We start from the raw sequence: 11,475 nt of genomic DNA, 5'->3' as shown, positions 1-11,475 counted from the left end.
GTGGTTCGCTATTGGAAATTTCTCAGGTCTCTTGGGTATGCGAACAATTACTGAAATACGATTTTAATTAAATGTTATAAAATTACTTTTACTATTTATTCATTAAACATCATTATTGCAAAATTCCACGTTTAATGGATAAATGAAGATAAACTCATTCAATCCTACAGGAGAATCTAATTCCTACCTCAGCAATAAACTCAAAATCGTTCATCCACCGAATACCCATATTATCACAAACATTCGGTATTTTAATGCGATTTGAATTAGCAGCAGTTATTTTCTCTTCTTTTGTTACTACAACAGCCGACTCCGACATGGCGTGAGCAATAACCCACGGATCGGCCAGTGAGCGACCTTTCACGTTATCAACTAAGCCTTTGTGAATAGGGTTCGCTTGGTAAATTTGTCTGAGATAATATGTCACCGGTTCAGTAATACTTCTAATCTGTATTTTACTCGTCTTCAACCATTGGGATAATTCATCTTCGGTTTTTGTAATTTCATCCCTTACTGCTGCCGGAATAAAGATCAACCCCTGTTCTCCTAAATCGTTAAGTCTGTCCCAATAGTCAGGGCATAAAGCGGGAGAATAATACTTTTGCCAGGCTTGTATAAGCACATTGGCATCCAAACAGTAAAGCGGTGCTATCATGCTCATGCGAATAATTGTGCTTCTAATTTTGAGAACTTATTTACCTGTACATTCAACAACTGACTTGCCATAGTTGGCTCAATAAATCCACCTTTGAAAGAATCAATTACAGTTTGTGTGAAAAGTCTGCCATTGCGGTTTAACTGCAACATATAGTAGTTAGGACCGCCTGAGGTTTCTTTATCTTTTTGTTTTAGCTTCTTTTCGGCTTCTCGTAGCAAAAAAGCGGCAAACTCTGCATCTGCTTCTTGTTTGAGTTTATGATAATGTGAATCAGAAATTTTATTCAAATTAAACGAACGAACCAACAACGCAAATGAACTTACTCCTAGTAGTCTTGCTGTTCTGAAAAGTACGTTGGCATTACTAAAAGTTGTAGCATCTAATCCATCAAAAAACTCGGCTGGCATTAAAGCATTTGCCGCAACTTCATTGCAGAACAATTCCACCGGATGATGTTTTTGATTATTTCTTATTTCTGGTTCTACATCATTTGATATGCCTGTTTCGGCAATCCAGATATGGGCAAGCTCATGAACAAGAGTAAAGAGCTGAGGAGCATTCCAATCAACCGAATTCACAAATACAAAGGGGGCATAAGGATCTGAGATAGCAAAACCTTGCAACTCCTCTGAATCCAATGTCAGGTATGAATTTATAAAACTTGTTCTTGATACAAATATACCATTAGCTTCGGCAGCATTAATCCATTCTTTAATAGGATTGACTGTTCGATAATGTAGTGGATTAATACCAAGCGTATTTAATATATCACGTGCAACAATAGCCGGATTATCATTCATGCTAAAGCGACCGACAAACGAAAGTTTGTCTTCATTGTTTTCTTTATTCACATCACTAATCCATGCCTGTTTTTGTTGTACCTCGCGGATAATGAAGATGGAGGAAGTTGTAAGCTGTTTTGAACCTGTACTTCTGAAGTCCTGCAAGGGCTGAAAATCTCGTGGAACTTCAGGCAAAAAGAATAAAGCAAAAGGACGTTTATAGGCTTTAGCCAGCGTCTGAGCCTGATGAATAGTCGGTTGATCTTTTCCCTCTTCCCATTCCTTAAGCTTTTCCACCGACACCGAAACTTTGGATGCAGCAATTTCTTCGGTCATTCTGGCCGATTCTCTTGCCCATTGAAGTACGTTGGGTGTTATATATGCCTTGTCAGCCATAACGCTTTGATAATGTTTGTTTCAGGTTCGTGTTGCAAAAATAAGATATTAATCTTAATATGCTGTGAGAATTGGCATTTTTCTATTTCTGCGATTCATAAATTATTTTTTGTCCACAAGTTTCAATAGAACCTTTACCTCTTTGGAAACAACTTGAAAGTAAATCCAAGTCATTAGTGTACTCAAGCGCTTTACTTAAAAGTGTTTTTTCTTTGTCACTCCAAGATTCGTAAGCTCTTGGGTGAATAATCCTGGCATTTAAAATATATTCAGTAAGATTCTCTGTTTTTTCTATACCAAGTTCGTTGACTTTTTCTTTTAATTGTTTTATTGCATTCTCAGAAAGTCTATTGAATTTCTCTTTTCTAAAGAAATCAATCTCACTATATAAATCGTCTTTAGAGTTTCGGGGCACTTTATTTTCTGCAAAATACTCAGTAAAAAAGTCTAACAATTGACCTTCTGTATATTGATCTCTATACTTCCCATAGAGTTGGTTAGTAATTAGAAAGTTATTCTTAAATTTCCTTGTACCCAAGAAAAGACCAGTCAATTTGTGAGAGGTCGGGTTTTGATTTTGTTGTTTATAAAGTTGTATGGCTGATTTAATGTCTTTTTCACTGATTTCTATTTCTGTTATTATATTCGTTGTATTGCTATTTATTAAATCAATAGCTGATTGTAATGCTCTAATTACAACACGTTCATTTATTATGCTCTCATTTATCGTTTCGCCAGTAATAGGAGAACAACCTGAAGCTAAAGCTTCCAATATTTCTATAGTCTTAATTCTATCCATATTTAGTGCTTTGTTTTTTTACATTTCACAGCTGTCACAGTATTTCACCCTGTGACAAGGCCTTTAAACCAATACATCATTCCATAACCTGCATTTACCAACTACGCAACGCAATTCGCGCAGTAGCGAGAAGAAGATATGATACTAGTCCAAATCAATCCAATCAATAACAGCACCATTGCACTCTGGTGCGTTAGGACAGCAAATATATTCTTCACCGTCTTCGTCCACAAAAACTTTGTAATCTTTTACTGTAATAATACCGTCGCAATGAATACAGCGTTTTTTGTCAGTTAGTTTTGGTATGTCGCTGAATGGATAATTTTCTTCGAGATACTTCTGCTTGTCAATAATTAATAATTCTTTCATGATTTTTGATTTTAAGTATGTGGTTACTATTTGCACGGATTACAAATCTGCGCTAGCGGGAGGGTATTACTCTACAATCAGTCTGCAATTCAAGTTTAAGAAAAGTCGTACTGAACGATTTTGTTTTCTTTCAATGTGTCGATAATGGTTTTAAGTACATCTTTGTCTGAGAAGTAATAGATTGGGGAAGTTATTTCTCGTCCAAAACTCATTACGTTAATATATAGATTGCCAGTTCTAATTATAAAAGTTACTTGTCTATCGTTACTAAAGTCAGGATTTATTTGAAAGATTATTATTTCATCTTCTTCTTTTTGAATTCTCCAGTCAGAATCAGTTGTCAGGTTATGAATAAATTGTTTGGCTGTTGTTTGGTCTTTGACAGTCAACACGGTTATTTTCTTCATTTTGTCAATTGCAAAGAATGTCAATGAGCAGATTATTATGTAAATTGAAATCCAGAAAATTCTAATTGGCGTTATGTCATGATTACTATCACTCAGTATGTCCATTATAATAAAAAAAAGAAATGCCGTCGCAAAGAATCCGTACATGAGAAAATCTGAATAGCGGCTAAACCACGACATCGGATAAACTTTCCCCTTTTCTATCGATTTTTCTATGTCTATTTTTAGCTTCATTGCTGTTGTATTTAAATTATTAATTACCTATGTATCTCTTATACATTAAACTATATGATTAACGCCCACAAATATACAAATAACTTTTACATAACTTAAGTTATTGGACGTAAAAATTTAATACGCACTATATTTCTTCTCTCCGCCTACTACTTTCATTCTCAGTACTTCTTTACAGTTGTGCTTGGTGCTGTAGCTTACGTGTACCCAGGCGGGTTGGCGTTTGTTGCCGCTTTCCCATATCAGTTGGTCGAAGGGCAGATGCGCAACGGAGTTGGTCCCTTCGGCGAGGGTGAAGTTCTTTGACAGCCGATCACCAAGCACTGAAGAGGAATTGGAAATTATCCGCTAGTCGATAATCTCCATTTTCTTTAGCAGAAAAGAGGCATTCAGCTTTTGACTAACCCCTTTTTTTAGCTTATAGTCGAAATAAAGCTGGTCATCGACCAACTCCACCTCAAAGCATCGGTTGACTGCAATTCCCGGATATTTCTGCTCCAGATCTCCTATAATCAAATCGTGGGTAGCTACTATCACCGGAACATTGAGATGGATCAGCTTTTCCAGAAATCCGAGCGAACCCGTTTGTTTATCTTTCGTATTGGTGCCACGCAATATCTCATCCAGAATCACCAGTGTTTTGGGGTGCTTTTGGGTATGCTCAATAATCTCTTTTAATCGGAGCAGTTCCGCATAAAAATAAGATTCATTGTTTATGAGCGAATCCTGAATTTTGAGGCAGGAAAAGATATCGCACGGAGTGAACGTAAACGATTCGGCCACTACCGGTGCTCCGTTCATGCCCAATATCAGATTAACTCCTACAGTTCGCAAAAACGTACTTTTGCCTGCCATATTAGCTCCGGTAATAATTAAAACCGATGGCATACCTGACATGCTGAAAGTATTGTTGACCCTGACACGCTGATTTAGTAACGGATGACCCATCTCCTGCGCTTCAACACAAAAACCATCGGAGGAGATAGCAGGATAAGCAACATGCTCCGCATTATTAAAAGCAAAAGTGGCAAAACTAATCAAGGTTTCCATTTCATGAAACGCCCCAAACCAGACCGATGTATTACTGTTGAACCGAAGCTTCCAGTGCGAGAAAGAATAAAAAAGATGTATGTCAAATAATATGAATGCATTTAGCAGGAAAGACAGCAGTTTATTCTGCCGGATTTCAAACACAGCCAAAATACGGTGCAAAGCCCCCAGCGTTTGACTTGCCGTGCTGTCATTCAGCGTCAGTGATTTTTTGAGAGACTGTAAATGAGCCGACTGAAAAGATTGCTCTTCCGTAAGTGCAAAAGCGGCAATATAATTCTCCAAATGATTGGCAATACTGATTAATTGAGAGTGTATTTTTAAAATCTTCTTGCTGTGAAACGTCACAAAAGCAAGTGAAATGGTGACCGTTAAACCCGGGAGTGTCCACGGCACATCGGCAAAGGCCGACAAAAGTGTGCAAACAATATTGACGGCTCCCAACACTATGGCAACGATTCTGATAGCAGTGAAATCTTTTGCCGTTTCATCCATCCAACCCTGCAAAACAGATTCAGTTACGTCGCCCTGAATAAACCTGGAAATGGACAGAAAATTCTGGACAAATTCATTGTTCTCACATAATTCATGGATTGCACCTTGTTTCTCTTTAATCAACTCCGGATCTTTATCGGGGTTGCTAAGTTTTTGCGCTAAAATGTCGCTTCCTTTTTGCGTATAGCACCTGCTGATGTATTGATACAACGACCCTTTACCAAACAAATCAAAATCTGCGGAAAGAGACGGATTGAGCGTTGCGTATTTTTCGCCGGCGTTACGGTCGGAGAAATTATAGTCGAGGTACAGCAACTCATCCCTGTTTATCTGAATCTTTGATGAAAGTCGGGCAATGGTGCCTTCGAGTCTGTTGTATCTGACGATATACAGAACAAAGAAACTCAGTGATACAATCGCCACAATCAGCGGAAGAACAATATAATCAGTCTTAAAAAGCAAGTACAACGAACCTGCAAAACTCGTGAACAAACAAAATCGCACCAACGAATACATCCTGCTTCTTTTCTTAAGTCGCTTGTATTCATCCTCCAGTGTGGTTATTCTATTTTGGTAATATGCAATTGGTGAGCAAGAAGTCATGATAGTAATTTTGTATCGTTATTGTTCATTCTTCGGTTAACTTATAATACAGAACAAACATATACGCTCAACTGAGCATACACTTTCTGCACAAATTTCATTAACGTCAGCAAATATACGAATTCATTTCGCGCAACTTAACTTATACAATAGTTTTTTCCTCACAAAGATTGAATAGACATAAAGTGAGGAAATAAAACTGAAAAGAGGAAATCAGCATCACCCTGATTTCCTCTTTCTGTTTTTATAAATATCCGTTTTATCAGCTATTCTGTATCTAGGAAAACTATCTTTCGGTGCGCTGCACCTACTTTTTCTTTTCTATGTTATTCTACAAAGATTTTGGTTCTCTGCACCTGAATAACTAATGAGGCTCAAAGGGATTTACTTATACTGCAAAATATGCTTCCAGTTCTTTGAGCGTATCTTCGTTGGTTTGCAGGTCGCGCACCACTTTGCCTTTTTCCAGCACCACGGTGCGTTTACACACCTCAGTCACGTGATTCAAATCATGACTGGAGATAAGCATGGTCATATTCAGGCGGGTTTGCAAATCAATCAGGAAGCGTTTCAGGCGAATTTGCGACGAAGGATCGAGGGCAGTAAACGGTTCGTCCAGAATCAGTATTTTCGGGTCACCGATAAGTGCAGCAGCAATGCCTATCTTCTTCTGGTTACCTTTGGAGTAATCGCGAATAAGTTTTTTAGTACCTAAAATTTCGTCGTTGAAAAACTCTTTCATTCCATCAAGAAACAAAGTGATATCCCCTTCTGACTTATGATGCAGCTTTCCTACAAAAGTAAAATATTCTTCGGTGGTAAGGAAATCAATCAGGAAACCTTCGTCCAAAAACGATCCGGTAATGGTTTTCCAGGCATCGTTACGCATGACCCGCTGTCCTTCAATTTTCACTTCGCCGGTAGTAGGTTCAATCAAGTCCAGAATCAACCGGAAAAAAGTAGTTTTACCGGCACCGTTGTTACCCACCAAACCAAAACTTTCGCCCTGAGCAATTGTCAGTCCCGGAATATCCAATACGGTCACCCCGTTATAAGCTTTTTGTAAATCGGTTACTTGTATCATATCCTTTGTAATTATAAATAATCAATTGTAAATTATAAATGAAAACTCCCTCTATCAGCTGTTCACGGTCAACCAATAACGACCGAGGCCATGCGTATAATTAACCAATATCAGATTTGGTTTTTAATTTCATTCGTAGAAACAGTACGTAACTAAAAACTGCAATAATAATTAATAATAAGGCCGACCCCATTTTTATACAATAGGGAAACGACAAAAACTTGTCCCCTGAAGCCATAGCAGTTAATATTAGGGAAATAAAAGGGAAAATTTTGATTGTCTTATTCATATTTATTTGATTTTTGATATTTTGTCATTAATACGGACAGTTCGTCAATGATTTTTACCTTACAAGTCAGTATGTTTTCATTTTCTACTATACCCCGAAACTAACTACAAACTCTGAACTTATTCCGCTTCCCTAAATCCTTCGGCCAGTTTATACTTCCGGCGGTTGAACTGATTAACGCACAAGGTCAGCAGTTGCTTGCGCAGCAGAATGCCCACAAGTCCCATTATCGTCAATGTCCACAAGGCAGCGCCCACCGACAGAAAATTGGACATAATACCCACAATAGCCATCGGTACAAACATGATAGGCAACACGATTAAGAAACTCTTATAGGTAGTTCCCTGATAGTTCATCACATTGGGTTTGGAGAGGTCAACACGTTTGGTATTAAAAGTGGTGAGGAACATCAACAGAAAGATATTCACACCTACATTAAATATAAATGCGGCTACGTGCAGGTACACTATCTTCATCCCGAACAGGAAATAAGGCGTAGTGAGTACAAAACACAGCACATTGAATGCAATCATCAGGTAGTAATTGGCACTCATATAAGTTCGTACAGGGATATTGCGGGTCATCAAACAGTCGAAATGCGAACTGTCCCAGCTGATAAACCACTGACCAAACATCAACATAAGCAACCCGGTCATAAACATAGCCACGAAAAAGAGCATACTATAACTATCAGCATATACTTTCTGGGTATAGAACATTAAACCGTAAAGCAGAAAGATACCGGACATGTACAACAGACTCTTGGTACGTTTATGGCGTAAAATCAGTTTTATTTCCATTCCGATAAGTTCACCGATAATGCCAAAACGATTCAGGAACGACAAATCGGTAGCGACCGTTTTATTACGTTCCAGTTTTTGGTTGAATTTTTCGGCATAATAATTCACAGAGAAGAACCATCTGTTCAGCAAATAGGCAACTGCCACCATCAACAACGCTACCAACAATCCGTAGGGTTTAAAGACAATAAAACCATAAAACAGTCCCGAATAGTGGAAAAGCGAAAAGATTTTAAAGTACTCGAGCGCTATTACAGAAACCAGTATAAGCAGCACAATCACACCCGACAGCACACCGGAACCGAATTTGCGTTTTAGAAAAGCAGCAGTAAGCGAATCGAACCAGACAAGGAAGATAAAACTCAGCACAAACCGTAAAGCTACCGTTGCACTGTAGTACCCTACCACCGATTTGACGGCAAACGGAACCACCACCAGCAACATGAAATAATTAGCCGGACTGGCAAGTGGTTTCAGTATCAGAAAATTAATAAGTGACGACCGCTTAATTGGCAAAACCTGATAAGAAGCCAGATTCAACGTATTGAGCTGTTGCAAAAAAAATCGCAAAGCCAAGCCAATTATCATAATATACAACATTGCCCCGTTGAACAATTCCGTAGGATTGAGCTTGTCATCAGCCTTTTCGAGTATCTCATTCAACGAAAAACCCAAAAACAAAAAAGACGCTGCCATGTACAGGCCAAAAAGTCCCATCATGATACTTACAGCCAAATTCTTGTAGAAGCCCTGAGCTCTGAAGCCCTTCTTCCAGTCTTGCGTAATTAAATTCTGTATCAGCATGTGTTTATACTATTTGTTATATTTTAAGTTGCAAAGATATGAAATAGTTATTGAACAACAACTATATTTTATCGAGAATCAATAAACTATTTTTCTTCTTCCTTAAACCAGCCGGCATACATGGCGTAATTATGTGCTATTTTGCGGTTCATTTCGTTTGTTTGTGCCGGTTCCACATTCTTCACAAACTTAGCTGGAACACCCGCCCACAAAGTATAAGGTGGAATTTTTGTATTGCTCAGCACCAAAGCACCGGCAGCTACAATAGCTCCTTCGCCCACTTCGGCATAATCCAGCAAAATGGCACCCATACCTATCAAAGCGTAATTATCTATTTTCGCACCGTGTACCGTCACGTTATGCCCTATCGAAACATAGTCGCCTATCTCCACCGTCGATTTTTCGTAGAGCGTGTGCAGCACCGATCCATCCTGAATATTGACGTGGTTTCCTATTCTGATAGAATTTACATCGCCGCGTAACACAGCGTTAAACCACACACTGCAACCATCACCCATAATCACATCGCCCACCACGGTAGCGTTCTCAGCCAGAAAGCAGTCTTTTCCTATTTGCGGATCAAATCCCCGCACAGATTTTATTAATGCCATAGTCTATTTTTAATTACTATTTATCAGTTAAACTTATATTTCCGTACAAAGATACAAGATTTGAGAGAATATTTAAACTTGAATTGTATTGTCGGTATAATTAAGTGCAACAACCTAATTTCACTAAAATACAGCAATATTATTAGTATCACATAAGGCTAAAAAAATACCATTCTTTTCTTGTTTAATAATTACTTTTGCAAGTCTGTAATTCCGGCTCTTCAGGCTGCAAACAATAAATTAAACTATATCTGATATCATGTTACACAACTCTCAATATATCTTTAAAATAACTCTCCTATTTGCTCTTGTTTTATCTTATTCCTGTCAAAGCAAAGAGAACGAACCTGTCACTCCACCAGTAACAGCGCTGGATTCCATTACTCCCGGAGTAGATCCGGCTACAGCCAATACTATTGGGTTTTTTCTTGATGGTTGGCAACCTAAAACGTTCACCCCTCCATCGTACGATCAAGTAACAGTATCAACAAGTCAGCCTTCTGTCGTTACAGTCGATGCAACCTCAATCATTACCAAAATTCCATTATCTGTATTCGGTCACAATGCTAATATGTGGATGGGTCCGGTAGCCGACAATGCAAATTTCCTTACAGCTATTAATAATTTACAACCTCACATTATACGCTTTCCGGGTGGTAGTGCAAGCGATGCATATTTCTGGAACGCCAAACAGGGAATTAATCCGGCAGATGCTCCGTACAAGATATTCAACGCAGACGGAGTGGCAACAGACCCCGGCTATAATTATGGAATGACCGATGCAAACTGGCAATGTTCGCTAGATAATTATTACAAAATGATAAGCAAAACCAACAACAAAGGTATTATCACTGTCAATTATGGTTATGCCCGGTACGGAACAGGTAAAAATCCGGTTGCAACAGCAGCTCATCTTGCTGCCGACTGGGTTAGATACGATAATAATCGTACTCAACTATGGGAAATTGGAAACGAAAATTTCGGAAATTGGGAATGGGGTTACCGAATAAACACTGCTACAAACCAAGACAATCAGCCCGAGCTATTAACCGGAGCTTTATATGCTCAACACTTTCAGGTTTTTGCAGATTCAATGCGCAAAGCGGCTAAAGAAGTCGGAAACAACATTCGGATTGGAGCCGTTACGGTTGAATCTCCTGCAACAGAGTCATGGCAAACAGTTTGTCTCAAAACATGGAACACAGGTATGATGACAGGTATTAATAACAAAGCCGATTTCTATGTTGTACATAGTTATTTTACACCATACAACGAAAATTCAAGCAGCTCGGTTATTCTCTCGGCCGCAGTATCAGTTCCAAGAACTATAATAAACTACGTAACGCAAACCTTACAATCAAACGGTGCGAGTGTCAAACCCATTGTTATGGATGAGTGGAATATGTTTGCACAAGGCTCTAAACAACAAGTATCGAACATCGGTGGGCTTTTTGCAGTGTTAGTTATGGGTGAAGCAATAACCAACAAATTTGGCATGGCTACCCGTTGGGATTTACTCAATGGTTGGAGCAATGGAGATGACATGGGACTTTTTAGTGCAGGAGACGAACCTGGCATTGACAAATGGAATCCGCGCCCGGCCTTCTACTACTTGTATTTCTTACAAAAAATGTTAGGCGACAGAATGGTTACAGCCACCGGCACTTCCAATGTTAAAGCTTATGCATCAACGTATTCATCGGGTCAGGTAAATGCCAATCTGGTTAATTCTGGTACAACAGCTGTTAACGTACAATTAGATATAAAAAATTTCAATAAGGGGAGTCGTTATTACTGGTACTCTTTTCAGGGGGGAACAGATAATGCGGAGTTTTCACGTCAGGTAATCATTAACGGTGCCGGTCCAAGTGTTGTAGCGGGCGGTCCAGGCAATTATAGCAGTCTTAAAGCACGCTCGGCAACAATTACTAATGGTATATTTGTAACAGTACCTGCAAGAGGTGCCGTCATGATGGTAATTGATAAGAAATAAATCGGCATTTAAATTCAAATGCAAGAGGAAAAGACTCCCGTACACTTTCTAAAAAGAATCAATACATTTTTAGAGCAAGGACAAAAAAGAGAACCGGCTGA

10 protein-coding genes are annotated in these 11,475 nt (G+C 38.7%); 1 reads left to right on the top strand and 9 read right to left on the bottom strand.

What is annotated here, in order from left to right:
* Positions 1-154 precede the first annotated feature (154 nt).
* From PALPR_RS14905 to PALPR_RS14860, 9 genes are all read right to left on the bottom strand, one after another.
* A complete protein-coding gene (locus tag PALPR_RS14905; RefSeq protein ID WP_013446492.1) occupies positions 155-661 on the bottom strand; it encodes a DUF4411 family protein in 507 nt (168 codons plus the stop codon).
* Complete coding sequence (locus PALPR_RS14900; protein WP_013446491.1) at positions 658-1,836, bottom strand: XRE family transcriptional regulator; 1,179 nt, start codon at positions 1,834-1,836, stop codon at positions 658-660. The genes PALPR_RS14905 and PALPR_RS14900 overlap by 4 nt, the downstream gene beginning before the upstream one ends.
* A gap of 82 nt (positions 1,837-1,918) precedes the next feature.
* Positions 1,919-2,635 (bottom strand): hypothetical protein, encoded by a 717-nt coding sequence (locus PALPR_RS14895; RefSeq protein WP_041620462.1) that lies wholly within the window; start codon positions 2,633-2,635, stop codon positions 1,919-1,921.
* Between the two features lie 144 nt (positions 2,636-2,779).
* Positions 2,780-3,004 carry a hypothetical protein gene (locus tag PALPR_RS14890; protein ID WP_013446490.1) on the bottom strand — a complete coding sequence of 75 codons (225 nt, stop codon included), beginning with the start codon at positions 3,002-3,004 and terminating at the stop codon, positions 2,780-2,782.
* Between the two features lie 95 nt (positions 3,005-3,099).
* Positions 3,100-3,645, bottom strand: a complete 546-nt coding sequence (locus PALPR_RS14885; protein ID WP_013446489.1) for a hypothetical protein — start codon at positions 3,643-3,645, stop codon at positions 3,100-3,102.
* Positions 3,646-3,993: 348 nt separating this feature from the next.
* Entirely contained in the window at positions 3,994-5,793 is a 1,800-nt protein-coding gene (locus PALPR_RS14880) for a MutS-related protein (RefSeq protein ID WP_013446488.1), read from the bottom strand.
* A gap of 388 nt (positions 5,794-6,181) precedes the next feature.
* Complete coding sequence (locus tag PALPR_RS14875) at positions 6,182-6,877, bottom strand: ABC transporter ATP-binding protein (RefSeq protein WP_013446487.1); 696 nt, start codon at positions 6,875-6,877, stop codon at positions 6,182-6,184.
* Between the two features lie 408 nt (positions 6,878-7,285).
* Positions 7,286-8,770 carry a DUF5687 family protein gene (locus tag PALPR_RS14865; protein WP_013446485.1) on the bottom strand — a complete coding sequence of 495 codons (1,485 nt, stop codon included), beginning with the start codon at positions 8,768-8,770 and terminating at the stop codon, positions 7,286-7,288.
* 86 nt (positions 8,771-8,856) lie between these two features.
* Complete coding sequence (locus tag PALPR_RS14860) at positions 8,857-9,381, bottom strand: gamma carbonic anhydrase family protein (RefSeq protein WP_013446484.1); 525 nt, start codon at positions 9,379-9,381, stop codon at positions 8,857-8,859.
* A gap of 259 nt (positions 9,382-9,640) precedes the next feature.
* On the opposite strand from PALPR_RS14860, the gene PALPR_RS14855 reads away from it, so the two are divergent.
* Entirely contained in the window at positions 9,641-11,374 is a 1,734-nt protein-coding gene (locus PALPR_RS14855; protein ID WP_013446483.1) for a hypothetical protein, read from the top strand.
* Positions 11,375-11,475 lie beyond the last annotated feature (101 nt).

The organism is Paludibacter propionicigenes WB4 (genome assembly GCF_000183135.1).
In the GTDB taxonomy this organism is placed as follows: Bacteria; Bacteroidota; Bacteroidia; order Bacteroidales; family Paludibacteraceae; genus Paludibacter; species Paludibacter propionicigenes.
Note: the sequence above shows the minus strand (reverse complement) of the source record. Positions and strands in the feature narration are given on the sequence as shown.